Source organism: Streptococcus sp. ELY_86 (assembly GCF_058314495.1).
In genome coordinates this window covers 319764-345076 of sequence record NZ_JBZFUK010000002.1, presented here as the reverse complement: position 1 = coordinate 345076, position 25313 = coordinate 319764, and the positions used below count along the sequence as shown (strand labels likewise).

23 protein-coding genes are annotated in these 25313 nt (G+C 43.3%); 20 read left to right on the top strand and 3 right to left on the bottom strand.

Annotation, left to right across the window (positions count from 1 at the left end):
* Window positions 1–70: 70 nt before the first annotated feature.
* A complete protein-coding gene (locus tag AC4HAN_RS04595; RefSeq protein WP_491091420.1) occupies window positions 71–1711 on the top strand; it encodes a phosphoenolpyruvate carboxykinase (ATP) in 1641 nt (546 codons plus the stop codon).
* Between the two features lie 93 nt (window positions 1712–1804).
* Here AC4HAN_RS04595 and AC4HAN_RS04590 read toward each other — a convergent pair whose 3' ends face one another.
* Together AC4HAN_RS04590 and AC4HAN_RS04585 are read right to left on the bottom strand one after the other, a co-directional pair.
* On the bottom strand, window positions 1805–2887 hold the full coding sequence (locus AC4HAN_RS04590) for a DEAD/DEAH box helicase (protein WP_491091419.1): 1083 nt from the start codon (window positions 2885–2887) through the stop codon (window positions 1805–1807).
* Complete coding sequence (locus AC4HAN_RS04585) at window positions 2884–3864, bottom strand: Gfo/Idh/MocA family protein (RefSeq protein ID WP_491091418.1); 981 nt, start codon at window positions 3862–3864, stop codon at window positions 2884–2886. The genes AC4HAN_RS04590 and AC4HAN_RS04585 overlap by 4 nt, the downstream gene beginning before the upstream one ends.
* A 217-nt stretch (window positions 3865–4081) precedes the next feature.
* Between AC4HAN_RS04585 and udk the strand changes: the two genes are divergently transcribed.
* The 18 genes from udk to AC4HAN_RS04495 all read left to right on the top strand — a co-directional run bounded on the left by udk (window position 4082) and on the right by AC4HAN_RS04495 (window position 23039).
* A complete protein-coding gene (gene udk / locus AC4HAN_RS04580) occupies window positions 4082–4711 on the top strand; it encodes a uridine kinase (RefSeq protein ID WP_491091417.1) in 630 nt (209 codons plus the stop codon).
* A 137-nt stretch (window positions 4712–4848) separates the two neighbouring features.
* Window positions 4849–5820 (top strand): LacI family DNA-binding transcriptional regulator, encoded by a 972-nt coding sequence (locus AC4HAN_RS04575; protein WP_491091416.1) that lies wholly within the window; start codon window positions 4849–4851, stop codon window positions 5818–5820.
* A gap of 147 nt (window positions 5821–5967) precedes the next feature.
* Window positions 5968–7284, top strand: a complete 1317-nt coding sequence (locus tag AC4HAN_RS04570) for an ABC transporter substrate-binding protein (RefSeq protein WP_491091415.1) — start codon at window positions 5968–5970, stop codon at window positions 7282–7284.
* Between the two features lie 73 nt (window positions 7285–7357).
* Window positions 7358–8236 carry a carbohydrate ABC transporter permease gene (locus AC4HAN_RS04565; protein ID WP_491091414.1) on the top strand — a complete coding sequence of 293 codons (879 nt, stop codon included), beginning with the start codon at window positions 7358–7360 and terminating at the stop codon, window positions 8234–8236.
* Between the two features lie 2 nt (window positions 8237–8238).
* Window positions 8239–9081, top strand: coding sequence for a carbohydrate ABC transporter permease (locus AC4HAN_RS04560; RefSeq protein WP_491091413.1), 843 nt, complete (start codon window positions 8239–8241; stop codon window positions 9079–9081).
* 9 nt (window positions 9082–9090) lie between these two features.
* Entirely contained in the window at window positions 9091–10572 is a 1482-nt protein-coding gene (locus tag AC4HAN_RS04555) for a glycoside hydrolase family 32 protein (RefSeq protein ID WP_491091412.1), read from the top strand.
* A gap of 16 nt (window positions 10573–10588) precedes the next feature.
* Window positions 10589–12034 carry a sucrose phosphorylase gene (gene gtfA, locus AC4HAN_RS04550; protein ID WP_491091411.1) on the top strand — a complete coding sequence of 482 codons (1446 nt, stop codon included), beginning with the start codon at window positions 10589–10591 and terminating at the stop codon, window positions 12032–12034.
* Between the two features lie 22 nt (window positions 12035–12056).
* Entirely contained in the window at window positions 12057–13190 is a 1134-nt protein-coding gene (locus AC4HAN_RS04545) for an ABC transporter ATP-binding protein (protein ID WP_491091410.1), read from the top strand.
* 486 nt (window positions 13191–13676) lie between these two features.
* Window positions 13677–15242, top strand: coding sequence for a 2-isopropylmalate synthase (locus AC4HAN_RS04540; RefSeq protein WP_491091409.1), 1566 nt, complete (start codon window positions 13677–13679; stop codon window positions 15240–15242).
* A gap of 8 nt (window positions 15243–15250) precedes the next feature.
* A complete protein-coding gene (leuB, locus tag AC4HAN_RS04535; protein ID WP_491091408.1) occupies window positions 15251–16285 on the top strand; it encodes a 3-isopropylmalate dehydrogenase in 1035 nt (344 codons plus the stop codon).
* The gene (locus AC4HAN_RS04530) at window positions 16282–16554 is read left to right on the top strand and encodes a DUF1294 domain-containing protein (RefSeq protein WP_491091407.1); all 273 of its coding nucleotides are present in this window, start codon (window positions 16282–16284) and stop codon (window positions 16552–16554) included. The genes leuB and AC4HAN_RS04530 overlap by 4 nt, the downstream gene beginning before the upstream one ends.
* A 1-nt stretch (window position 16555) precedes the next feature.
* A complete protein-coding gene (leuC, locus tag AC4HAN_RS04525) occupies window positions 16556–17941 on the top strand; it encodes a 3-isopropylmalate dehydratase large subunit (RefSeq protein ID WP_491091406.1) in 1386 nt (461 codons plus the stop codon).
* A gap of 1 nt (window position 17942) precedes the next feature.
* A complete protein-coding gene (gene leuD / locus AC4HAN_RS04520) occupies window positions 17943–18533 on the top strand; it encodes a 3-isopropylmalate dehydratase small subunit (RefSeq protein WP_491091405.1) in 591 nt (196 codons plus the stop codon).
* A gap of 109 nt (window positions 18534–18642) precedes the next feature.
* Window positions 18643–19428 carry an L-threonylcarbamoyladenylate synthase gene (locus tag AC4HAN_RS04515; RefSeq protein WP_491091404.1) on the top strand — a complete coding sequence of 262 codons (786 nt, stop codon included), beginning with the start codon at window positions 18643–18645 and terminating at the stop codon, window positions 19426–19428.
* 235 nt (window positions 19429–19663) lie between these two features.
* Window positions 19664–20344, top strand: coding sequence for an MIP/aquaporin family protein (locus tag AC4HAN_RS04510; RefSeq protein WP_491091403.1), 681 nt, complete (start codon window positions 19664–19666; stop codon window positions 20342–20344).
* Between the two features lie 119 nt (window positions 20345–20463).
* Entirely contained in the window at window positions 20464–20961 is a 498-nt protein-coding gene (locus tag AC4HAN_RS04505) for a GAF domain-containing protein (RefSeq protein WP_491091402.1), read from the top strand.
* Window positions 20961–22631 (top strand): DNA polymerase III subunit gamma/tau, encoded by a 1671-nt coding sequence (dnaX, locus tag AC4HAN_RS04500; RefSeq protein ID WP_491091401.1) that lies wholly within the window; start codon window positions 20961–20963, stop codon window positions 22629–22631. The genes AC4HAN_RS04505 and dnaX overlap by 1 nt, the downstream gene beginning before the upstream one ends.
* A 213-nt stretch (window positions 22632–22844) precedes the next feature.
* Window positions 22845–23039 carry a DUF3272 family protein gene (locus tag AC4HAN_RS04495; RefSeq protein WP_491091400.1) on the top strand — a complete coding sequence of 65 codons (195 nt, stop codon included), beginning with the start codon at window positions 22845–22847 and terminating at the stop codon, window positions 23037–23039.
* Here AC4HAN_RS04495 and birA read toward each other — a convergent pair.
* Complete coding sequence (gene birA / locus AC4HAN_RS04490) at window positions 23020–23955, bottom strand: bifunctional biotin--[acetyl-CoA-carboxylase] ligase/biotin operon repressor BirA (protein ID WP_491091399.1); 936 nt, start codon at window positions 23953–23955, stop codon at window positions 23020–23022. The genes AC4HAN_RS04495 and birA overlap by 20 nt on opposite strands.
* 481 nt (window positions 23956–24436) lie before the next feature.
* On the opposite strand from birA, the gene AC4HAN_RS04485 reads away from it, so the two are divergent.
* Window positions 24437–25258: a PRD domain-containing protein gene (locus tag AC4HAN_RS04485; protein ID WP_491091398.1), complete on the top strand. Its 822-nt coding sequence runs from the start codon at window positions 24437–24439 to the stop codon at window positions 25256–25258.
* Window positions 25259–25313 lie beyond the last annotated feature (55 nt).

Here is a 25313-nt window from a genome sequence, read left to right as displayed (position 1 = left end):
CAAAAAAATGATAACGTTTACATAAAAATGTGGTATAATAATAAAAGATAATATTTTGAGGAGGAATATAATGGTCACACGACAACATTTTTCAGAAGAGTCTATGCGCAAAAATAACCCTTATTTTTCAGCATTAAAGACAACCATCGAAACTGCTTTTTACGAAAATCACGTGGTTTCGTTAAAGGGGCTGGCAGAAGCTTACCGCTTAGCCGCTAAAGCTCCCAATACTATCGTTTTAGATTCACCAGTTGCTCACGCCGATGATTTGGGTCTTCCGCGGGATGCTAAAATCCTCTTGGAAAATTCAGGCGGTATTGTCGGGCGGACTGCCAAAGCACGTCGGATTTTCGGACGAGACAGTGCAGAAGATGCTAAAATTTTGCAAATTGTGCGTGAAGCAATTTTCCAAGCAAGACACCGCACCTTTTACCGTGCAGATGCTATTGTAGGCCTTGATGAAGCCTTCATGCTCCGCGCTCATTTGATGGTTCCGCAGGATGATATCAATAATCTGTATTCATGGCTTAATAACTTCCAGATGTTAAACGATACCTACCGTGCACGTTTGAAAAATTCCAAACGCTATGAAGAAACGGATATTTATATCTTCTCAGATCCGGAATGGAGCCACCCTGATTATCCGGATGGATTGGTTTACTTTGACACGAATCATAACTGTGCAGCTATCTTGGGTCTTCACTATTTTGGAGAATTGAAGAAAGCAACGCTGACCTTAGCTTGGGGTACTGCCAATCGGAATAAGTTTGTTGCCTGCCACGGCGGACTGAAAATTTTTGAAAAAGACAATCAAGAATCACACGTAGCTTCTTTCTTCGGACTTTCCGGTTCCGGTAAATCAACATTAACCCATGCAAAACATGACGGTAAATACAATATTAATGTGCTGCATGACGATGCCTTTGTCATTTCTGAGGAAGACGGCTCAACAATCGCTCTGGAACCTTCCTATTTCGATAAGACCAGTGATTATCCGGCAGGGCACAGAGAACAAAAATACTTTGTAACCGTTCAAAACTGCGGTGCTGCCTTGGATAAAGAAGGGCATCTTCGTTTGGTGACAGAAGACGTCCGCAACGGTAACGGACGTACAATCAAATCACGTTTCTCAACACCGAACCGTGTTGACCGCATTGATGATCCGATTCAATCGATCTTTTGGATCATGAAAGATGATTCTCTGCCACCGCTTATCAGGATTACAGATCCGGTTATGGCGTCAACAATGGGCTGTACCCTAATCACCACACGTTCAACTGCTGAAAATACTTCAGACAGTCTGGACACTTTGATTATTGAACCGTATGCAAATCCATTCCGTGTCTATCCGCTGGTGGAAGATTATCTGAAATTCCAGCATTTGTTTGAATCAGGCGTTAAGTGCTATATTATCAATACCGGTTCTTATTTAGGTCAAAAAATTCCTAAAGAAACCTCTTTAGGCGTGATTGAACAAGTTGTGGACGGCACGGCAGAATTCAAGCCTTTCGGCTCTGTCAAAGGGTTTGAATATTTAGCTTCGTCTGATTACAAAGTTCCTAACTTTGATCAGGCTTACGTTAAAATTATCCGTCAGCGGATGAAAGTGCGTCTGCAGTACTTAGAATCATTCAACCAAAAGAATCCAAAATCAGCTCTGCCGGCAGAAGCTATCTCTCATTTGCAAGATGTCATTGATAATTTGGCTTAATCTCTTTTCGATAGTTAATGCATTAACAAAGAAAGCAGAGAAATAATTGAAAATGCTGGAACAAAATGTTCCGGCATTTTTTATGTGCTTCTTTTATTTTGAACGTAAAACTTGGTTTTTTAAGAAAAGCTCTGATACATTGGCAAATTTTTTCAGTTTTTTCAGTTCTTCCTTATGACTGATAAAGGTGATAACTGCGCCTGTTTTTCCCATGCGGCCTGTGCGGCCTGCCCGGTGGGTATAAGTTTCTTTATCGCGTGCAAGGTCAAAATTAATAACGTATTCTAACCCGTCAATATCAATCCCGCGCGCTACCAAATCAGTCGCTAAGAGCAAAGCCAGCTCGTGCTCTTTAAATTTTTCAAGAATAACCTTGCGGAATTTTACATTGACATCGCTGGCCAGTGAGACAGCAGACGCATGGCTGTACTGCAGGCGTTCTTCGCTGGCTCCCAAATCAGACAGACTGTTGAAAAAGACCAAGGCGCGAAAATCGGGGATATTGGTAAATTTGCGCAGGAGTTCCACGCGCTCCCGCTTATCGACAGTGATATAGTAGTGCGAAATGCTGTCTAATGTTTGATCGGATAAATCAACCGTAAGGGTGTCTGCTGCCAGATCGGCTGTGCTGAGCTTGTTTGTAGCGCTCATATAAATCGTTTGGTGGCTGCGAGGCACACGATTAACAATCCCTTCGACAAACTGGTACTGGGAGTCATTTAAGAGGTCATCAAATTCATCCAGAACAATAGTATTGACAGCCATCATCTTGATTTTCTTGAGTCTGACCAGCTCAAAGACTCGACCCGGAGTTCCGATGAGAATTTCAGGGCCTTTTTTCAAGCGCTCGATTTGCCGCTTTTGGCTGGAGCCCGACAGGAAAAGCTGAGCTGTCAGACCAAGAGGTTCAGCCCAGGTTTTGGTCACTTCAAATAACTGTCCGGCTAATTCGCTGTTGGGTGCTAAAATCAGCAGCTGCTGAGCCTTTTTAGGCTGAAGAGTTAACAGACTGGGCCAGAGATAAGCCAGTGTTTTTCCTGTTCCCGTGGGGCTTATACCCAGAAAGTTTTGCCCGTTTTTGATGGGTTCAAAAGCTTCTTTTTGAATCTGGGTAAAGTCTGCAAAATGGAGCTGCTGAAGTTTATCCTGCCAGCTGCTTGGAAAGTGTGTGTTCATTGGTTATCCGCCTTAAATACAATGCCTGCGCTTTGGCGCATTTGATAGAGGATCTGACTGGCAGACTTTGCGTCCTCCAGCCAAATCTGGTAAAGTGTTTCATCTGGATTTGCAATCATTTGAGAAAAATGATCGGCCTCTTCCAGCATCAGGTGCTCAATTTCTGCGAGCGCCAATTTTTCGCGAGTGCCGTCAAGTTTTTGGAAAACAGCAGAGCTAATCCCCTGAATATGATTGAGCAGCAAGGTCCCGTCGGTCGTGTAAATTTCGGCATATTCCAGGGTGTTGTAATTTTTTCCGGTTCTGATAGATACGTGAAAATGCGGATAAATCAGATTGCCGTTGCCGTTTAAGTCAACCGTGTTTTCCAGCTGTGTGGCAGTGTAATTAACACTTTTTGGTTTGCCGAACAGCTTCAAAGCCGCATAAATGGGGTAAATTCCCAGATCAACAAGGGCTCCGCCTGAAAACCTGTCTGAAAAGACATTTGGCATTTTCCCATCAAGCAGATCCTTCATTTTTGAAGAATATTTAGCGTAGGAAAAATCAGCGCCGATGATGGTTTTGTGAGCCAGAAAGTCTTTGATAACAGCCATCGATGCTTCATGGTAGTTTCTGGCCGCCTCAAAGAAGAAGCGATCCTTAGCAGCTGCCAGCTGAATAATCTCAGCCAGCTCTTCGGGTTTTGAAAAAGCTGGTTTTTCAACAATAATATGTTTGCCGGCTTCCAGAGCAGCCTTTGCATGTTCAAAGTGAAGTGCGTTTGGGCTGGCAATATAGAGGACATCAAAATCATGTTCCAAAAAATCAGCCAAATTTTCATAGCAAAAGACATCATGGTAACGGGCAGAAAAAGTTTCTGCTGTTTCCAGCTTTCGTGAATAGACAGCTGTCAGCTGATACTTTTGCGACAGATCAGCGGCTTCGATAAACTGATGTGAAATAGATCCAGTTCCGATAATACCAAGTTTAAGCATAGGATGCCTCCGGCTCTTTAAATTTTTATTTCATTATAACATGATTTAGTGTAAAATAGATAGGAAGATATTTCAGTGAAGTAAAAGAAAGGAATGAAAAAGGACAAAAGCTTCATTTATGAAGGCTGATGCAGCAATAAACAGTCTGACGCTGTTTTTTCGGGCTGTTTCAGACTAATAGTCAAAATTTAGCTATTTAGTGTCCTTCTTGTTTATTATGCGAAAAAAACCGATTATTATTGGTGTCACAGGCGGTTCCGGCGGAGGAAAGACCAGCGTTTCACGGGAAATTTTATCTCACTTTCCCAGTGCTAAGATTGCTATGATTGAGCACGATTCTTATTATAAGGATCAGAGTCATCTGACCTTTGAAGAGCGTGTTACGACCAATTACGATCACCCTCTGGCTTTTGATACGGATTTGATGATTGAACACATCAAGGAGCTGCAGGCGGGGCGTCCGGTGGATATTCCTATTTACGATTATACGCAGCATACGCGCAGCGAAAAAACGTATCGGCAAGAGCCGCAGGACGTTTTTATTGTGGAAGGGATTTTGGTTTTGGAAGATGAGCGTCTGCGTGATTTGATGGACATCAAACTTTTTGTGGACACTGATGATGACATTCGCATTATCCGGCGTATCAAGCGCGATATGGAAGAGCGCGGCAGAAGTCTTGACAGTATCATTGAGCAGTATATGGAGGTCGTTAAACCCATGTACCATCAGTTTATTGAACCGACCAAGCGTTATGCCGATATTGTTATCCCGGAAGGCGTCTCTAATGTGGTAGCTATTGATCTGATCAACACCAAAATTGCCAGCATTCTAAAAGATTCTTACTAAAGCACAGGTTCATCTGTGCTTTTTGCCTGCCTGCAAAACTAGCAAAAATGGAAATGATGCTGAAAAAAGAATAAAAAACTAGAAAACGCTTTCTGATAGTGCTACAATAAAGATATTAAAGTGAAGTGGAGTAAGCTATGAAAGTAACGATGAAAGAAGTTGCTGCATTGGCAGGAGTCGGTGTCGGGACTGTTTCACGTGTCATTAACGGAGTCAGGGTCAAAGACAGCACTTATAAGAAGGTACAGACTGCTATCAAAGAGCTTAATTATCAGCCGGACGAATATGCCAGAGGGCTGAAAACAAATAGAAGCAACAGTATTGCACTGCTTATTCCGACAATCTGGCACCCTTTTTTTTCAGAATTTGCTTACTATACCGAAAAGAATTTAAGTAAGTTTGACTACAGGCTTTACATTTGCAATGTTGAAGAAAATGCCCTAAATGAAATCAAATACCTTGAAATGCTGAAGAGTAACAAGGTTGACGGGATTATCGGAATCACCTATTCCGATATTGACCAGTATGTTTCAACCAATCTGCCCTTTGTCAGTATTGACCGGCATTTCTCTGAAAATATTCCTTATGTCACGTCGGATAATTTTTTAGGCGGACAGCTGGCTGCTCAAAATTTGATTGAGAGAGGTGCCAAGCATCTGGCCTATATCGGCGGTAAAAATAAGTTTGAAAATGAAACGACCAATCGCAAAAAAGGGTTTTATGCCTACAGTGAAAAAGAAGGTTTTGCGGTGGAAAAATGTGACTTGCCGGAACCTATTGAAGATCTGGAAGGTAAGTTAGAAAAATTTTTCTTAGATCATCCGCAAATTGACGGAATTTTTACTGTTAATGATTTTATGGCTCTGACTGTTATGAAAGTGCTGAAAAAGCTGGGCAAAGAAGCACCGAAAGACTATCAAATCATTGGTTTTGACGGTTTGAAATCAGCTATTAGCCAAGATTATTTTTTATCGACCATCAGCCAGTCAACCGATCTTTTGGCCAAGTCAGCTGTGGAGCTGCTGCTGAATTTGATCAACGGTGTTTCGGCAGAAAAAAGAATCATTGTTCCTGTTCAGTTTAAAGAAGGAGGGACAACTAAAAAATAGACGCAATTTCGAAAAAGGGGCTTGACAAAACTAATGAAAGCGCTTATAATTTACTTGTATTTGAAACGTTTCCATTTTATAAAAGCCCTTTTCTTTTTACTTAAAAATTGAAACGTTTCCAAAAAAGAAAAAGTCAGGAGGAACGCCATGCGTAAAGGATTAGTCGGATTGGCAGCAGTTTCTGCCCTTGTACTGGGCTCCCTTGCGGGATGCGGCAGAGGGGCAAAGAATCAAAAAACGGATTCAGACCCGAATACCATTAAAATTTGGGTTCAGTTTTCAGATGAAACTGCAGAAGGGAAGGCTTGGAAGGAAATTGTCAGCGGTTTTAACAAGGAACATAAGGGTGAGTACAAAGCCGTTACAGAATACATCCCTCGAAGCGGCAGCGGCGGCGGATATGAAGATAAGGTTAATGCGGCCATTACAGCTGATAATTTGCCGGATGTTATTACCTTAGACGGCCCCAATACAGCTGCTTATGCCCATGCAAAAGTGATTATCCCGCTTGATAAATATGTCAAAGATGCCAATATGGACGATGTTTTGGACAGTATCAAACAGCAGGGAACGTATAAAGGCAAGCTCTATGCTTTTGGTTATTCAGAGTCCAGTGTCGGTGTTTATTACAACAAAAAAATGTTTAAAGAAGCAGGCATTGATTTATCAAAGCTGCCAACCATTGATGACCCTTGGACATGGTCGGAATTTAATAGCATCAGCAAACAGCTGAAAAAACATTTCAAAAGACCTGCTATTGATTTCAAACTGAATTCTATTGATGAAATGCTGCCGTATGCTTACATGCCGCTGATTTGGTCAAATGGGGGCACCGTTGTTAACAGCAAAGGAACCAAGGCAGAAGGCTATTTTAACAGCCAAAAAACAGTAGAAGCAGTCGAATTTATCCAAAATCTGGTTAGGAAGGGTTATACAACCATCAGTCCTGTAGAAAAAGGATTTGAAACAGAGGTTTATCCTATGCTCCTAAGCGGTTCATGGACAATCAATGATATGGCTGCAAACTATAAGAATGTTGACTATGGTATTTTGCCATATCCGGTATCAGATAAAACGAAAAAGCTGGTTTCACCGACAGGAAGCTGGCAGATTGCAGTGACTTCAAAATCGGACAAACCAAAAATTGCGGCAGAATTTGTCAAGTATGCAACGAATACAAAATCAAGTAAAATTATCAGTCTGGCCAACAGTGTTCTTCCAATTCGCAAATCAACAATTGAGGACATGAAAGATGAAGTTCCTAAAGAAATGGCCTTCTTGATGGAACAAAATCAAAAGTCCGGCCATGCTCGTCCGGTTGTCGTGGCTTATCCGCAAGTATCGCGTGCCTTTCAGCAGGCTATGCAGGATATCAGTTACTACAAAGAAAATCCTGATGTTAAAAAAGCACTTGATATAAAGGCTAAAGAAATGCAGCAGGCGATTGACGACGCTCTGGACTGACAAAAAACGACGGCAGATTTTCAGCTGCAGTATTAAAAAGCTGTTCTTTCTGCCATTTAGAAAGGGTAAATGAATGTATAAAAATAATAAGTTAAAAAATAATTTGCTGGGTTATGCATTTTTGTCGCCTGCCTTGATACTGCTGTTAATTTTTCTGGTGATTCCGGTTTGCATGGTTTTCTACTATGCTTTTACCAACTATTATTTGCTGACACCGGATGCCAAGCAGTTTGTCGGCTTAAATAATTTTATCAAACTTGCACAAGATCCCATTTTTCTAAAGAGTATTTTAAATACTTCCAAATTTGTTGTCTGGATTATTCCTGTTCAGCTGGGATTGGCTCTCGGCATGGCCTTGATTATTAACAAACCGCGCAAGGGAAATGTGTTTTTCAAAGTTGCTTTCTTTGCACCGGTAGTCATGTCGCTGGTTGTCATTTCGATTCTTTGGCTGTATTTGTTAAATCCTAATAATGGTTTGCTCAATGCCTTATTGAATCGCATCGGAATTGCTTCACAGCCTTTCCTGACCAGTCCTAAACAAGCCATGTATGCGATTATTTTGGTTTCTGCCTGGCAGGGAGCCGGCTATCAAATGCTCTTATTCCTTGGCGGTCTGCAAAATATTCCTCACGATGTTTACGAAGCAGCAGAACTTGATGGCTTTTCAAAATTTCAGCAATTTCGTTACATCACTTTGCCGCTGCTAAAACCAACAGCCTTGTTTGTTTTGCTGACGACCTTGATTTCAGCCTTCAAGCTCCTTGTACAGCCAATGGTTATGACTCAAGGAGGACCAATGAACTCAACAATGACCATGGTTTATTATATCTACCAAAAAGGTTTCACCGATCGTTTGGTTGGTTACTCAAGCTCAATCGCTTTAGTCTTTACGACCGTTATTGGCCTTATTACCCTTGTACAAAGACGCGTGCTAAAGGAGGATGACTGATCATGAAAATCAAACCTATTAAAATTTTAGAATATGTCCTGCTGACTCTTTTAGCATTCTTATTCCTGTTTCCGATGGTTTGGATGATTGTTTCTTCCATGAAACTGGAAGCTGATGTTTATAATAACTTGACATCATGGAAAGCCTTTTTGCCAAGTCTGAATCCGGCAAATTGGTTCAAACCCTATCAGGAAATTTTAAGCCGTTTCAGTATTTTTACTTATTTGGGCAACAGTATTTTCTATTCAGTGACCTTTGCTCTGGGTTCCATTATCATCAATGCTTTAGCAGGTTTTGCCTTTGCCAGAATTGATTTTACCGGGAAAAAGATCCTTTTTGGTCTTTTGTTGGGATTGTTGATTATTCCGATGGAAACCATACTGATTCCGCAGTTCACCATCATTAATACTTTAGGTCTGGTTAATAATCGTTTGGCGGTTATTATTCCGGGAATGGCCAGCGTTTTTAATATCTACTTGTTTAGAAATTTCTTTATTGCCATTCCGGAAGAAATCGTTGAATCTGCACGCATGGATGGGGCAGGAATCGTACAGACTTTCTTTAGGATTATGCTGCCCATGTCAAAACCGGCAGTAGCCACCGTAGGGGTTTTGTCGTTTATCAGCAGCTGGAATGATTACATCTGGCCGTTGATGGTTTTGACAGATTCGTCAAAATTCTCAATGCAGGTAGCGATTACAACTATTAATACAACACAGCCTGTTTATATCAACCAAGTTATGGCCGTTTTGACGATCTCCACTATCCCATTGATTATCGTCTATGTGGTTGCTCAAAAATATATTGTTCAAGGTTTGGGGAGCTCTGGAACAGGTATCAAATAGGAGATGTAAATGGGAAGAAGTATTGACAAAGTTAACCAGTATATTGAAAAACATAAAAGTGAGACAGACAGCCGCTACAGAGAGAAATTTCATGTCATGGGGCCAATCGGCTGGATAAATGATCCCAATGGTTTTGTTTACTACAAGGGAGAGTACCATCTTTTTTATCAGTTTTATCCTTATGACAGTGTTTGGGGTCCCATGCACTGGGGCCATTCCAAATCAAAAGATCTAATCCACTGGGAGGACTTGCCTGCAGCTCTTGCACCGGATGAGCCTTATGACAGAGACGGCTGCTTTTCAGGAAGTGCAGTTGTTGCTAATGATCAGCTGGTTCTCATGTACACCGGTTTCGTCAATCAAGACGGTAAAATCAGGCAGACTCAGTGCATGGCTTATTCTACGGACGGTATTACTTTTGAAAAATCGCCCTTGAACCCCGTCATTGCGGATTCTCATATAGAAGGTATCGCGGATATCGCAGACTTCAGAGACCCGAAGATATTTGCCAAAGACGGCCGTTATTATGCTGTAGTTGCTTCAAAAACGCGTGACAGCAGAGGGCAGATTTTGCTGTTTCAATCAGACAATACTAAAGAGTGGACCTTCAAATCGGTTCTCTTAGAAGGCACGCCAGAACAAGGAATTATGTGGGAGTGCCCGGATTTGTTTGAGCTGGATGGTAAATGGGTGCTCCTCGTCTCACCGATTGAAATGAAGGCACAAGGCCATGCCTATAAAAATTTGAATTCGACTGTAGCTTTTATCGGAGAACTTGATTGGGAAAGCGGCAAATTAAGTGTTGACAATTATCATGAAATTGACAGCGGTTTGGATTTTTATGCGCCGCAGACCTGCTTGGATGATTCCGGCAATCGCATAATGATTGCCTGGATGCAGATGTGGCAGCGCAATATTCCGACACATGATTTAGGTCACGGATGGGCCGGTATGATGACTCTGCCAAGGCAGTTAAGTGTGAAAAACAGTAGATTATGTCAAAAACCTGTTTCAGCACTCTATGAATATTGCAATACCGTCAAAGAGTGGCAGGGGCAGCTGACATCGGATCATCCTTTGGAGTTTAACGCTATTACAGGCTCTCAGCAATTCATTGAGCTCAACATTTCGAGAGAGTCTTCATGGGAATTGCTTTATCCTTTACAAGCAGACGGCAGGGCGGCAATCAGTTTGGCCTACCATGCTGATGAGGATTGTCTGAGTTTAAGCCGAGAAAACTTCGGCTATGCAATCAAGGGGCTGGAAAATCCGGTTTTGAACAGCCGAAGCCTTGATATCAGCGATTTAGCTGCTGCTGATTTGGAGCTTGAGATCGTAAGAGACACATCGTCTGTTGAAGTCTTTGTTAATCAGGAAAAAACACTGTCCATGACCTTTTATGAAAAAGCTGCTGCTGATTGCCTGTCTCTTCGTTCTCAAGGAAAGACAAGGGTTCAGACATTATCCGTTTCAACGATTAAAGTTAACTGAAGATGAGGAGTTCACTATGTCCATCAAAAATCAAACCATGCTCATTACTTACTCAGACAGTCTGGGTAAGAATTTAAAAGAATTAGAAGACAATCTGGAGCGCTACTTTGGTGCGGCCGTCGGCGGGGTGCACCTGCTGCCCTTCTTTCCCTCAACCGGGGATCGCGGCTTTGCCCCCATTGCCTACGATGAGGTCGATCCTGCCTTTGGCGATTGGACCGACGTTAAGCGCCTGGGGGAAAAGTACTATCTTATGTTTGACTTTATGATCAATCACCTCTCCCGTCAGTCGAAATACTATAAGGATTTTCAGGCTAAAAAAGACGCTTCGGCCTATGCAGATTTATTCCTGCGCTGGGAAAAATTCTGGCCGCAGGGCCGCCCCACTCAGGCCGATGTGGATTTGATTTATAAGCGCAAAGACCGTGCGCCCATGCAGGAAATTGTCTTTGCGGACGGCAGCACGGAACATCTCTGGAATACCTTTGGTGAGGAGCAGATCGACCTTGATGTCACCAAACAAGTGACTATGGACTTCATTAAAGAGACCATCGAACACTTAGCAGCCAACGGCTGTGACCTGATTCGCTTGGATGCTTTTGCTTACGCCGTGAAAAAAGTAGATACCAATGATTTCTTTGTGGAGCCTGAAATCTGGGATCTGCTCTCTAAAGTGCAGGAGATGGCACAATCAGCCGGCGCTGATATCTTACCGGAAATCCATGAGCATTATAGCATCCAGTTTAAACTGGCGGATCATGATTACTTTGTGTATGACTTTGCCCTGCCCATGGTGACGCTTTACTCGCTCTACAGCGGAAAAGCCAAGCGTCTGGCAGGCTGGCTGAAAAAGAGTCCCATGAAACAATTCACGACCCTGGATACCCATGATGGGATCGGCGTTGTAGATGTCAAGGACATTTTAACGGACGAAGAAATTGCCTATACCTCAGATGAGCTCTATAAAGTCGGTGCCAATGTCAACCGCAAATACTCAACGGCTGAGTACAATAACTTAGATATTTATCAAATCAATACGACTTATTATTCGGCGCTTGGCGATGATGACCGCAAATATTTTGCGGCCCGTCTCATTCAGGCCTTTGCTCCGGGAATTCCGCAGGTCTACTATGTTGGTTTCTTAGCCGGCAGAAATGACTTGGAACTTTTGGAAAAGACCAAGGAAGGGCGCAATATCAACCGCCACTATTATACGAGTGAGGAACTGGCGCAGGAAGTTGAGCGTCCCATTGTTAAATCCCTGCTCAAGCTGTTTACCTACCGCAATCAGTCGGCAGCCTTTGATCTTGATGGAAGCATTGCTGTTACAAATCCGGATGAAAACACCGTAATTATTACCCGCAGCAATGCAGCTAAAACGGTAGAGGCAAGGGCGGAGATTAATTTGAAAACACTTGATTACCGTGTTACTGAAAATGATCACCCCATCTATTTTGACTAAAAAGGAGTAAAGAGAGAAGCTTATGGTAGAATTACGTTTGAATCACATTTATAAACAATACCCCAATACCAGCCATTATGCGGTTGAGGATTTTGATTTGACGATTAAGGATAAGGAATTTATCGTTTTTGTCGGTCCGTCAGGCTGCGGGAAGTCAACTACTCTGCGCATGGTAGCGGGTCTCGAGGATATCAGCAAGGGAGAGCTGAGCATTGATGATGAAGTGGTCAATGACAAGGCTCCCAAGGACCGTGATATTGCCATGGTCTTTCAAAACTATGCCCTCTATCCGCACATGAGTGTCTATGACAATATGGCCTTTGGGCTCAAACTCCGCAAATATTCCCAAGACGCTATTGATCAGCGGGTGAAAGAAGCTGCTCAGATTCTTGGCTTGAGTGAGTTTCTTGACCGCAAGCCGGCAGACCTTTCAGGCGGTCAGCGCCAGCGGGTGGCCATGGGACGGGCCATTGTCCGGGATGCCAAGGTCTTTTTGATGGATGAGCCGCTCTCTAACCTCGATGCTAAGCTTCGGGTGTCCATGCGGGCAGAGATTGCCAAGATCCACCGCCGTATCGGCGCCACCACCATCTATGTGACCCACGATCAGACCGAAGCCATGACTCTGGCCGACCGTATTGTCATCATGAGTTCGACTAAAAATGAAGACGGTTCAGGCACCATTGGCCGAGTGGAGCAGATTGGAACACCGCAGGAGCTTTATAATCAGCCGGCTAACCAGTTTGTGGCAGGTTTTATCGGCAGTCCGGCTATGAATTTCTTCAAGGTGACTGTTGAGAAAGAGCGCTTGGTTGGCGAGGGAGGCTTGGAGCTTGGTCTGCCGCAGGGTCAGGCTAAGCTTCTGGAAAGCAAAGGGTATCTGGGCAAGGAAGTGATCTTTGGAATCCGTCCGGAAGATCTGTCCAGCCGGCCCATTGCTCAAGAGACTTATCCGGCAGCGACAGTGGCAGCAGAGGTTCAGGTTTCAGAGCTGCTGGGGTCAGAGACTATGCTGTATGTCCGGCTGGGAGAAAATGAGTTCACAGCCCGGGTGGATGCCCGTGATGTGTATCAGCCGGGAGAAAAGGTTCAGCTGACCTTCAATGTAGCCAAAGGGCACTTCTTTGATGCACAGACCAAACAAGCTATCCGATGAGTCAAGCAAAGGAAAAGACGGAGAATTTTCCGTTTTTTCTGCTTATAGCGCAGAATGCTGCAGCTATGGCTTTATGTATATAACTGTTTGGTTTTTGAAAAAGCAGTTGGCATTCATTATTTGATTTTTCAGAAAATTGCCCCAACTTTCTTGACAGGTCTGTGAAAATAGGGTATCATAGTAGCAATAAACATCGAAAGGAAAAGTCAAATGTTAACACGAAATGACGTTTTGTTGTTGAGGTGTGTGGGCTAGTGCAAAAGCATTAGTCCTGTTTGGCTTACCAAGCGGGAAAAGAAAACATCTCGCTTGGGTTTCCAAGTGAGATGTTTTTTTACTTTATGTAATGGCTTAAAGGAGCTTAATAGCCGCGAGTTGCTGTTTTGAATGCCGGATTCAGGTTTATAGACTGGTTTGGAATGCATTTGAAGACATCTTAAAGCCATTTAAGTCCATTATGATTTTTCAATTAGAAGGTGGTATTTTATGCACAAGGTTGAATTTCTTGACACGACACTTCGTGATGGTGAGCAAACGCCCGGCGTCAATTTTTCGGTAAAAGAAAAAGTTGCCATCGCTAAGCAGCTGGAAAAATGGGGCATTTCCTCTATTGAAGCAGGTTTTCCGGCAGCCAGTCCGGATTCATTCGAAGCAGTTAAGCAAATTGCAGCAGCGATGACAACGACAGCTGTGTCCGGTCTGGCGCGCTCAGTCAAATCTGACATTGATGCCTGTTATGAAGCCATCAAGGATGCCAAATTTCCTCAATGCCATGTCTTTATTGCGACCAGCCCAATCCATCGTCAGTTTAAACTCAAAAAATCAAAGGAAGAAATTTTGGCAGCTATCAAGGAACATGTTGCCTATGCCCGTTCTAAGTTTGACGTGGTTGAATTTTCACCGGAAGATGCAACCCGTACAGAGCTTGACTTCCTGCTGGAAGTTGTCCAGACGGCTGTTGATGCCGGAGCAACTTACATCAACATTCCTGATACGGTTGGTTTCACAACGCCGGCAGAATTTGGGCATATTTTTGAGTATTTGATTGAAAATGTAAAATCCGACCGTAAAATCATCTTCAGTCCTCACTGCCATGATGACCTCGGTATGGCAACAGCCAATACTCTGGCAGCTATTAAGGCCGGTGCAGGCCGTGTTGAAGGAACAGTCAATGGTATTGGTGAGCGTGCCGGGAATGTTGCCCTTGAAGAAGTCGCCGTAGCGCTCAATATCCGTGAGGATTATTTTGAGGCTTCTTCTGACATTGTGCTTAATGAAACGGTTAATACTTCTGAATTGGTGTCGCGTTTTTCAGGGATTGCCGTTCCTAAAAATAAAGCAGTTGTCGGCGGGAATGCTTTCTCACACGAGTCCGGTATTCATCAGGACGGTGTGCTTAAGAACCCTCTTACTTATGAAATTATCACGCCTGAATTGGTCGGTGTTAAAAAGAGCTCACTGCCGCTTGGCAAATTATCCGGCCGCCATGCCTTTGTTGAAAAACTAAAAGAACTGGCTCTGGACTTTGAAGAGTCTGAAATTGCAGCTCTCTTTGCCAAATTTAAAGCTTTGGCTGACAAAAAGCATGATATCACTGATGCGGATATCAGAGCCTTGGTGGCAGGAACCAGTGTTGAAAATCCAGAAGGCTTCCATTTCAAAGATTTGCGGCTGACATCAAATGAAGACGATACCATCACAGCACAGGTCATCATGGTTAATGAAGATGGCGAAGAAGTTGATATTATTGCTAACGGCAAGGGCTCTGTAGAGGCCATCTTTAATGCTATTGATAAATTCTTTAATCAAACCGTTAAGCTGGACAGCTACAATATTGAGGCTGTTACAGACGGTATTGATGCTCAGGCACGGGTGCTGGTTTCCGTTGAAAATGTGGATACAGATACCATCTTCAATGCTTCTGGGCTTGACTTTGACGTTTTGAAAGCCAGCGCCATTGCCTATATTAACGCCAATACCTTTGTTCAAAAAGAAAATGCCGGTGAAATCGGGCACAAAGTTTCGGAACGCGATTACCCAAGCAACGACTAGGAGGAAAAATGAAAAAGATTGTAACACTGGCAGGAGACGGCATCGGCCCGGAAATTATGGCAGCCGGTCTGGAAGTTTTAGACGCGGTTGCTGCTAAAACAGGCTTTGCTTATGAAACTCAGGCCAAAGCCTTTGGCGGTGCAGGAATTGATGCCGGCGGCCACCCGCTGCCTAAGGACACTCTGGAAGCTGCAAAGTCGGCAGATGCCATCCTTTTAGCCGCAATCGGCAGTCCGCAATACGATCAAGCACCTGTTCGTCCCGAACAAGGTCTCTTAGCCATCCGCAAGGAGCTCAATCTCTTTGCCAATATCCGCCCAGTACGTATCTTTAACGCTCTCAAGCACTTATCACCCTTGAAGCCTGAACGTATTGAAGGGGTTGACTTTGTCGTTGTGCGTGAATTGACAGGCGGCATCTACTTTGGTGAGCATAGGTTAAACGCTGATTCAGCGCGTGATGTCAATGATTATTCCGCTGCTGAAATTCGCCGTATCCTGCGCAAAGCCTTCGAGATTGCACGCGGACGCAGTAAGAAAGTAACCAGTATTGACAAGCAAAATGTTTTGGCGACATCAAAACTCTGGCGAAAGATGGCCGATGAAGTGGCCCAAGAATACCCTGATGTTACCTTGGAGCATCAGCTGGTAGACAGCGCAGCCATGCTGATGATTACAGATCCTGCCCGCTTTGATGTGGTCGTCACAGAAAATCTTTTTGGCGATATTTTATCAGACGAATCCAGTGTTTTACCGGGAACGCTGGGAGTGATGCCGTCAGCCAGTCATTCCGAAAATGGACCGAGCCTTTACGAACCCATTCACGGTTCAGCTCCTGATATTGCCGGTCAGGGTATCGCTAATCCTATTTCCATGATTTTGTCGGTTGCCATGATGCTGCGTGATTCTTTTGGCGAAACAGCCGGCGCTGAGATGATTGAAAATGCTGTTGACAAGACGCTGACACAGGGTATTCTAACGCGTGACTTAGGCGGCTCAGCTGACACCGCACAGATGACCGCAGCTGTTATTGCTAATTTATGACTGTCAAAACACTACTCTCTCTTAGCTTAGCAGCTTGGAACCTGCTGGTCTTTATCACTTATGGAATAGACAAGCGTAAAGCAAAACGCGGTGCCTGGAGAATTTCAGAAAAAACGCTCTTGCTGGAAAGTTTTGGCTTAGGTGGCATAGGCTCTTTATTGGCAGGCTGCCTCTTTCGCCATAAGATAAGAAAACCTTACTTTTGGCTAGCTTGGCTAGTGGGATTGTTGATAGATATAATCGTCATTTACATTTTTTGGAGAATCTAGTATGAGTGGAAAATCAATTTTTGATAAGCTATGGGATCGCCATGTGATAACAGGGAAAGAAGGCGAGCCCCAGCTGATGTATGTGGATCAGCACTATATCCACGAGGTCACCAGTCCTCAGGCTTTTCAGGGGCTTAGGGATGCAGGAAGAAAAGTGCGCCGTCCTGATCTGACCTTTGGCACCTTTGATCATAATGTGCCGACAGTCAATATCTATGACATTCGCGATGTTATCTCTAAGGCGCAGATGGATGCTCTTGCCAGAAATGTTGTCGAATTTGAAATTCCTCATGCTGACCACGGTTCTGAAAATCAAGGAATTGTGCACATGGTCGGCCCTGAAACGGGCCGCACCCAGCCAGGGAAATTTATTGTCTGCGGCGACAGCCATACGGCCACTCACGGGGCTTTTGGCGCAATCGGCTTTGGCATCGGGACAACGGAAGTAGAGCACGTCTTTGCCACCCAGACCATCTGGCAGGTGAAACCAAAGAAATTATTAGTTAAATTTACAGGACGTCCGCAAAAAGGGGTTTATTCCAAAGACTATATTTTGGCCTTGATTGCCAAGTACGGTGTTGCTGTCGGGGTGGGCCATGTTGTCGAATATGTGGGCGAAGCGGTTGATGCTCTCAGCATGGAAGAACGCATGACCATTTGCAATATGTCCATTGAATTTGGCTCTAAAATGGGGATTATGAATCCTGACCAAAAGACCTTTGACTATCTTAGAGGCAGGGAGTGTGTTCCTCGGGATTTTGAGACGGCCGTTGCAGATTGGAAAACCTTGGTGTCAGATGATGATGCCCAATATGACAAGGTCATTGAAATGGATGTCTCAGAGTTAGCTCCTATGGTTACTTGGGGCACCAATCCGTCAATGGGAGTGGCCTTCGGTCAGGCCTTTCCTGAAATCAAAGATATGAATGATGAGCGGGCTTATCATTACATGGATATGCAGCCGGGTCAGACAGCCGAGGATATTGAGTTGGGCTATGTCTTTTTAGGCTCTTGCACCAATGCCAGACTCAGTGACCTCAAAGAAGCTGCTAAGTATGTGGCCGGTAAGCATATTGCGCCTAATCTGACCGCCATTGTGGTGCCGGGCAGTCGGCCTGTCAAAAGAGCTGCTGAAAAGATTGGTTTAGACAAGATCTTTATGGAAGCCGGTTTTGAATGGCGGGATCCGGGCTGCTCCATGTGTTTGGGCATGAACCCTGACAAGGTGCCTGAAGGCATGCACTGTGCCTCAACCAGCAACCGCAATTTTGAAGACAGGCAGGGAGTCGGTGCCAAAACTCACCTTTGCAGTCCGGCTATGGCAGCGGCAGCCGCAATTGCCGGCCGTTTTGTAGATGTTCGTCAGTTACCGGAGGCACAGGTTTAATATGGAAAAATTTACAATTTATACAGGAACGACAGTTCCGCTCATGAACGACAATATTGATACGGACCAGATTTTGCCTAAGCAATTTTTAAAATTAATTGATAAAAAAGGTTTCGGCAAGTATCTCATGTATGAATGGCGGTATTTGGATCATAACTATACTGAAAATCCGGACTTTATTTTCAACAAGCCGGAATACCGCAAGGCCAGTATCTTAATTACAGGTGATAATTTTGGAGCAGGTTCTTCGCGGGAGCATGCTGCCTGGGCTTTGGCGGACTATGGTTTTAAGGTCATTGTGGCCGGTTCTTTTGGCGATATTCACTACAATAACGATTTAAACAATGGCATCCTGCCCATTATTCAGCCCCGGGAAGTTCGTGATAAACTGGCTGGGCTGGCACCGACAGATGAGGTAACAGTTGATCTCTACGAGCAAAAAATCTTTTCGCCGGTGGGAGAGTTCAGCTTTGACATTGACGGTGACTGGAAGCATAAGCTGCTAAACGGTTTGGACGATATCGGTATCACACTTCAGTACGAAGACCTGATTAACGAATACGAAAAAAACCGCCCCAGCTATTGGCAGTAGGCTGTTTTATAAAGTTTAGAAAGTTCTGAAAAATCAATAAATAACATTGCTTTTAGGGATTAAGCATGATAAAATAAAAAAGTATTATTAATTTAGATGGAGAAAACTCATGACAAAACATATCCATTGGGATGGAAATCTTTCACAAGAAGGTCTTGAAATTATTAAGGGCAAAGGCGGCGTTATCGTTTGTCCGACCAAGGTTGGCTACATCATCATGACTGCTGACAAGGAAGGACTTGAACGCAAATTTGATGCCAAAGAACGTAAGCGCAACAAACCGGGTGTGGTGCTGTGCGGCAGCATGGATGAGCTGCGGGCGCTTGCTCAGCTGACCCCTGAAATTGAAGCTTTTTACCAAAAACATTGGGATGAAGACATTCTTTTGGGTTGTATCTTACCATGGCGTAAAGATGCTTATGCTGATTTGAAAGCCATTGGTGACGGCCGTGAAGAGCTGATGACTGATGCTCGCGGAACATCATGCTTTGTGATCAAGTTTGGTGTTGCCGGAGAACAGCTGGCCAAAGAAATGTGGGAAAAAGAAGGCCGCATGGTCTATGCTTCATCAGCCAATCCGTCAGGCAAGGGCAATCGCGGTAAGGTTGAAGGCATCGGTGAGCGTATCGAATCAAAGGTTGACCTTGTCATCGAAGCCGATGATTATGTAGCATCCATCCAACCGGACAAAACTGTTGAAACCCGCTATGAACAAGGTGTTATGGTTTCAATGGTGGATGCAGACGGAAAGCTCATTCCTGAACAAGGCAAAGACAGCCGTTCTGTTGAGCCGTGTCCGGTCGTTATTCGCAAGGGTCTTGACATTGATAAAATCATGATGCACTTGTCAGATACCTTTAATTCATGGAATTACCGCCAAGGTGAGTACTATTAAGCTGAAAAAATCACTCGCAAGAGTGATTTTTTAGTGCAGGGGCAACTGCATTCAGTGCTGATGGATTGAATGGCCTGCGCAGATAATTTGGAAAAAGATTTGTGTCAACTATGGTAAATCAACTACTGATTTATTGAAAAACATTTTATTTTCAAGTCATATCCATTGAATTTTCAAAGAAGAGAGGCTATAATAGGTTTGTGTTAAAACATATCATTTAGGAAAGGACATGAAAATGAAAAAATTTTTTGCCGAATTAATCGGAACTTTTATCCTTGTTTTCGTCGGCACCGGAACAGTTGTTTTTGGTAATGGCGTAGGAGCTGGAGGGGTTGGTCATCTAGGCATTGCCCTTGCTTTTGGGCTGTCTATCGTAGCAGCAGCCTACTCAATCGGAGCCGTTTCAGGTGCTCATCTCAACCCGGCAGTTTCCATCGCGATGTTTGTCAACAAGCGTATGGATGCTAAGGAACTTGTCAACTATATCGCAGCACAAGTCGTCGGAGCTATTCTTGCCTCAGCAACTGTCTTCTTTTTGATGACAAATTCAGGTATGTCTCTGGATAAAATCGGACTTGGACAAAACGCCTTGGCAAACGGTGTCACACCTCTGGGAGGTTTTCTCTTTGAAACAATCGCAACATTCATCTTTGTTTTAGTGATTGTAACGGTGACATCTGAAAGCAAAGGAAACGGAAAAATTGCAGGTATTGTCATTGGTTTGACTTTGGCTCTGATGATTCTTGTTGGTCTTAACATTACCGGGCTTTCAGTTAACCCTGCCCGCAGCTTAGCACCTGCTCTCTTTGTTGGCGGTCAAGCGCTCAAGCAAGTCTGGATCTTCATCTGTGCACCAATTGTTGGCGGTGTTCTTGCGGCCATCGTTGGAGACAAGCTTATTGGTACAGAAGAATAAGACCTTGTTTCACAGTTAAAAAGCTTAAGGGTAACATCACCACAGCTCTTTGAGCTGCACAAAAATGTTTACCTTTAAAAATTCGCCCTTGAGGGCGTTTTTTTGTTATAATAGAAATTATGAACAGACAAGAAAAAATCGCAAACTACCAACTCATGCTGGCGCAGGCTAAAGCGCTTTTTGCTGACGAGCCTAATGCACTTGCTAATCTGGCCAACGCCAGTGCACTTTTACAGCAGACCTTGCCGAATTCGGTTTTCACAGGTTTTTATCTGTTTGATGGATACGAGTTGATTTTGGGTCCTTTTCAGGGCAATGTATCCTGCGTTCGTATTGCTCTTGGCAAGGGCGTCTGCGGGGAAGCTGCTCAGACCAAACAAACCCTGATTGTGGCTGATGTTACGAAGCACACAAACTATATCGCCTGTGATTCCGCTGCCATGAGTGAAATTGTAGTGCCTATGGCAATAGATGGACAGGTTGTCGGTGTACTTGATTTGGATTCTCGTTTGACTTCTGATTATGATGCGATCGATCAGGAGTATCTGGAAGCTTTTGTTGCTGAGCTGATTAGGGCAAGCGATTGGAATTTTGACATGTTTGGAGTGAAAAACTAATGTATCAAGCGCTTTATCGGAAGTATCGCAGCCAGACTTTTGATGAGATGGTTGGGCAGGAAGTTGTGGCAACGACCTTAAAGCAGGCGGTTGCCTCAGGCAAAATCAGCCATGCCTATTTGTTTTCAGGTCCCAGAGGAACAGGAAAGACCAGTGCTGCCAAGATTTTTGCCAAAGCCATGAACTGTCCTCATCAAAAAGACGGCGAACCCTGCAACCAATGTGATATTTGCCATGATATTACTAACGGCAGTTTTGAAGACGTCATCGAAATCGATGCGGCCTCAAACAATGGTGTTGATGAAATTCGGGAAATTCGTGACAAGTCAACCTATGCGCCCAGCCGAGCCACTTACAAGGTTTACATCATTGATGAAGTTCATATGCTGTCTGCCGGTGCCTTTAATGCCTTGTTAAAAACGCTTGAAGAGCCAACAGAGAACGTCGTCTTTATTCTGGCGACAACCGAGCTGCACAAGATTCCTGCGACTATCTTGTCACGGGTGCAGCGTTTTGAATTTAAGACCATTAAAACCAAGGCTATTCAGGAGCACCTGGCAGAAATCCTCCAAAAAGAAGGGGTTACCTTTGATGAAGAAGCTCTCAGCTTGATTGCCAAACGAGCCGAAGGCGGCATGCGGGATGCCCTTTCTATCTTGGATCAGGCTCTCAGCTTGACTGCCGATAAGCATGTTTCGCTGGAAATAGCCGAAGAAATTACCGGCAGTATCAGCCTGAGTGCTCTGGATAATTATGTGTCAGATCTTTTAAACCATGATACCAGTCAGGCGTTGAGCGATCTGGAAATTATTTTTGACAGCGGCAAGAGCATGAGCCGTTTTGCGACCGATTTGCTCAATTATTTCAGAGATATTTTGATAGTTCAGGCAGGCGGTGACAATACGCATCAAGGGCAGGCCTTTCAGGACAATTTATCCCTGTCTCAGGATGCTGTTTTCAGAATGATTGATGCCGTGACGAAGAGTCTGCCGGAAATAAAAAACGGAACGCATCCTAAAATCTATGCGGAAATGATGACCATTCGCCTGAGTGAAAACAAAAACAAGGTGCAGACACAGGAACTTCCGGCCGATATGGCTCAGGAAATTGATGGATTAAAAGCCGAAATCAAAGAATTAAAACAGGCACTGCAGTCTGTTCAAAAAACAGATACTGCTCAGGAGCCTCAAAAGCCAAAAACCAAGACTTTCCGCTACAAGGTGGATAAGGACAAGGTCATGACTATCATGCGGGAAACAGTGGCAGACAGCCAAAAGTCCCGTCAGTATCTGGATGCTCTGAAAAGCTCTTGGAATGAGATTTTAGACAGCATTTCAGTGCAGGATCGAGCCCTTTTGATGGGGTCTGAACCTGTCCTTGCCAACAGTGAAAATGCAATTTTAGCTTTTGATGCTGCTTTTAATGCCGAGCAGGTCATGAAGCGATCGAACCTCAATGACATATTTGGCAATATCATGAGTCAGGCGTCTGGTTTTTCACCAAAGATTATGGCTGTACCGCGGGCAGACTTCAACGCTATCCGCAGCGAATTTGCCCAGAGTATCAAAGCAACTAAGACTGACCAAGACGAAAAACCTGACAAAGAAGCCGATTTTATTCCGGAAGGCTTTGACTTTTTGGCAGATAAGATCAGTCTGGAAGAAGAATGACATGAGTGGGTGCAGCTGCTGTGAGAAGGGATGGGTGTATCAGAAGCATCAAAGTTATACAGAAGAAAAACCGGTGAGCTTAGAGTAGTCACCGTTTTTTTTGAAAGTATTTTTTGGTTTTTGGAAGGCACGCTGTCCATGTACAAGCTAATGATGCGGCGAAAGCCGTACAAATCTTTTTGTATCAGCCTTTTTTTCTGGTACAATAAGTGTATGTTAAAACAAGACTTTGCTGTCATGGTGCTGATAACCGTGACTGAAACGATTTTTTTCAATGATGCTGTTTTAGACGGTCAGTATTTTTGGGCCGGCTTTTGGGGGCTTTTGCTGTTTCGCAGTCTGCGCAAGGCCTATCTCATCACTAAGTTTACCAAGGCAGTACTGGCGGCTACCAAGAAGAAAGACTAATTTCCCCGCTATTAAGCACCTTTTCTTCCCCGTTTTCCAGCTGAACAATGAGCTGTCCTGCATCAGTGATATCTACGGCTGTTCCTCTGTAAGTAACATCATTTTCAACAAAGGTCACTTGTCTGTCTAAGACGAGTGATTTTTCTTTGTAGACCTTAATGAGATCAGCCTTAGGGATGTTAAAAAAGATATTCCAAATTTCAGCAATGAGTTCATTGCGCGTAACAGTGGGTTTTTCTGAAAAAAGGCTAGCTGCCTTGTCCTTTAAATCTTCAGGAAAATCAGTGACATAAAAGTTAATGCCCATACCGATAATGACATCGGTAATAATCCCGGTTTCTATGGAAGAGACCGCTTCGGTCAGGATGCCGGCAATCTTTTTACCGTCCAGGTAAATATCATTGACCCATTTAATCTCAGGATCAATGCCGGTCAGTCTGGAGACCGCTTTAATCAAACTGGAAGCAACCATCAAGGTGTAGGCAGGGAGTTCTTTAAAGGGAAGTTCAGGGTGCAGATGCAAGGACATGTAGATTCCGCCGGACTCCGGAGTAAAGAACTGCCGTTTAAAGCGTCCTTTGGCTGCTTTTTGGCTGGGGGCCAAATAAAGAGCCGGTACAGGATCTCTCCTTTCAATTCCGGCCTTAGCATCCAGCTGAGTTGAGGTGCTTTTTTCGTTGCAAAAGACTTTGATTCCGGTTGCTTTTTCAATTGCTTCCGGCAGCAAAAGATCTCCTGAAATCAAACGGTAGCCTCTGTTCTTAACAGATTCGATCACAAGTCCTTTGGCCTCCAAGGTCTGCATGGCCTTCCAGACTGCTGTCCGGGAAATATCAAGTTCTTTTCCCAAAACCTCTCCGGTCACAAAATCATCTGCCTGAGCCAATACTTGATAAATTTTTTCATATGTTTTCATAGTTCACCCTCTGTTAAGATCTGTATTTTATTATATTGTAGCATAAAAAAGGAGGAGGGATAGAAAGAAGTTTCTTGGCAAGATTGAACCAGCTAAAATTGTCTATTTATCAAAGAAAAATATTTTTTAACAGAACCAGTGTTATACTTAGTTTTTTATTTACCAAAGCAGTAAAGTTAAAAGGGGGAGATATTATAAACATTTTCGCTAGCTGTTGCTAGGAATCTTAAGTGAACTATTTGGGGTATAGCAGACAGAAATAGTCATCCATAGCTACCGATTTTTGTCTTTTAAAATATTTAGTAAGATAAATTTTATTAGTAAAAAAATAAAGTAAGCCTTTACATTTCAGAAAGATAGTGTTACAATAAAATTAAATACAGGGCAGTTACTGATATATCAGGCTGGACCGCATACCTCAAAGCAAAGCTTTTTGTGTATGCTGGTTCAGCTTTTTCTATTTCTAAGGAGGGGGTGTCAAGTGAGAATTAAAAAAATTCTCAATAATAACTCTGTACTTGCTGAAGAAAGTAAGACTGACTATATTATTTTCGGTGGGGGTATTGGTTTTAATCAAAAAGTTGGTCAGGAAATTCCTGAGGAAAAAATTGAGAGAAAATTTATTGCTATGAATAAAGCCAACACAAACCGTTTTGCCCAGCTTTTGGAAGATATTCCAGTTGCTTATGCTTCACTTGCTGATGAGATTATCAATTATGCAAAAGAACGGTTAAATTATGAAATTTCAAATACAATTTATATTTCATTAACTGATCATTTGTATAATTTGATTAAATTATCTAAGGAAGGGTTTACTATTAATAATCCTTTATCTTGGGAGATTAAAAAATTCTATCCTTCGGAGTATGCCATTGGAGACTATGCGCTGAATTTGATTCGCAGTCAAATTAATGTTGATATTAATGATAGTGAAGTTGGCAATATTGCAATGCACTTTATCAATGCACAACTAGAAAATAGTCAGAGTATTTTTGATGTTCAAGGAGTTACTAAAAAAATCAGAGATATTACAGCTTTGATTAGAATGCATAACCGTATTGAAATTGATGAATCCAGCTTAGCTTTTGACCGATTTGTAACACATTTGCGGTTCTTTTTTAAAAGAATCCATGCTTTGAAGGATTCTGATAAATCAAATCCATTGTTAGTCAATGTTGTCGAACGTTATCCTCAAGCGTATGATACTACTAAATTAATTGAGAACTATTTAAAAGTAACTTTGAATGATGATGAGCAGCTTTATCTGACGTTACACATTCAAAAATTAATCGAAAACCAATAGGGTGTTACTGGTAAAGCAGGCATGACCAAATGAGTTACTAAAAGGAAGAGCCTTT

Bases quoted from the DNA above. Each gene is read 5' to 3' on its own strand.
- AC4HAN_RS04595 (WP_491091420.1), top strand. From the start codon at position 71: ATGGTCACACGACAACATTTTTCAGAAGAGTCTATGCGCAAAAATAAC.
- AC4HAN_RS04590 (WP_491091419.1), bottom strand. From the start codon at position 2,887: ATGAACACACACTTTCCAAGCAGCTGGCAGGATAAACTTCAGCAGCTC.
- AC4HAN_RS04585 (WP_491091418.1), bottom strand. From the start codon at position 3,864: ATGCTTAAACTTGGTATTATCGGAACTGGATCTATTTCACATCAGTTT.
- udk (WP_491091417.1), top strand. From the start codon at position 4,082: ATGCGAAAAAAACCGATTATTATTGGTGTCACAGGCGGTTCCGGCGGA.
- AC4HAN_RS04575 (WP_491091416.1), top strand. From the start codon at position 4,849: ATGAAAGTAACGATGAAAGAAGTTGCTGCATTGGCAGGAGTCGGTGTC.
- AC4HAN_RS04570 (WP_491091415.1), top strand. From the start codon at position 5,968: ATGCGTAAAGGATTAGTCGGATTGGCAGCAGTTTCTGCCCTTGTACTG.
- AC4HAN_RS04565 (WP_491091414.1), top strand. From the start codon at position 7,358: ATGTATAAAAATAATAAGTTAAAAAATAATTTGCTGGGTTATGCATTT.
- AC4HAN_RS04560 (WP_491091413.1), top strand. From the start codon at position 8,239: ATGAAAATCAAACCTATTAAAATTTTAGAATATGTCCTGCTGACTCTT.
- AC4HAN_RS04555 (WP_491091412.1), top strand. From the start codon at position 9,091: ATGGGAAGAAGTATTGACAAAGTTAACCAGTATATTGAAAAACATAAA.
- gtfA (WP_491091411.1), top strand. From the start codon at position 10,589: ATGTCCATCAAAAATCAAACCATGCTCATTACTTACTCAGACAGTCTG.
- AC4HAN_RS04545 (WP_491091410.1), top strand. From the start codon at position 12,057: ATGGTAGAATTACGTTTGAATCACATTTATAAACAATACCCCAATACC.
- AC4HAN_RS04540 (WP_491091409.1), top strand. From the start codon at position 13,677: ATGCACAAGGTTGAATTTCTTGACACGACACTTCGTGATGGTGAGCAA.
- leuB (WP_491091408.1), top strand. From the start codon at position 15,251: ATGAAAAAGATTGTAACACTGGCAGGAGACGGCATCGGCCCGGAAATT.
- AC4HAN_RS04530 (WP_491091407.1), top strand. From the start codon at position 16,282: ATGACTGTCAAAACACTACTCTCTCTTAGCTTAGCAGCTTGGAACCTG.
- leuC (WP_491091406.1), top strand. From the start codon at position 16,556: ATGAGTGGAAAATCAATTTTTGATAAGCTATGGGATCGCCATGTGATA.
- leuD (WP_491091405.1), top strand. From the start codon at position 17,943: ATGGAAAAATTTACAATTTATACAGGAACGACAGTTCCGCTCATGAAC.
- AC4HAN_RS04515 (WP_491091404.1), top strand. From the start codon at position 18,643: ATGACAAAACATATCCATTGGGATGGAAATCTTTCACAAGAAGGTCTT.
- AC4HAN_RS04510 (WP_491091403.1), top strand. From the start codon at position 19,664: ATGAAAAAATTTTTTGCCGAATTAATCGGAACTTTTATCCTTGTTTTC.
- AC4HAN_RS04505 (WP_491091402.1), top strand. From the start codon at position 20,464: ATGAACAGACAAGAAAAAATCGCAAACTACCAACTCATGCTGGCGCAG.
- dnaX (WP_491091401.1), top strand. From the start codon at position 20,961: ATGTATCAAGCGCTTTATCGGAAGTATCGCAGCCAGACTTTTGATGAG.
- AC4HAN_RS04495 (WP_491091400.1), top strand. From the start codon at position 22,845: ATGTTAAAACAAGACTTTGCTGTCATGGTGCTGATAACCGTGACTGAA.
- birA (WP_491091399.1), bottom strand. From the start codon at position 23,955: ATGAAAACATATGAAAAAATTTATCAAGTATTGGCTCAGGCAGATGAT.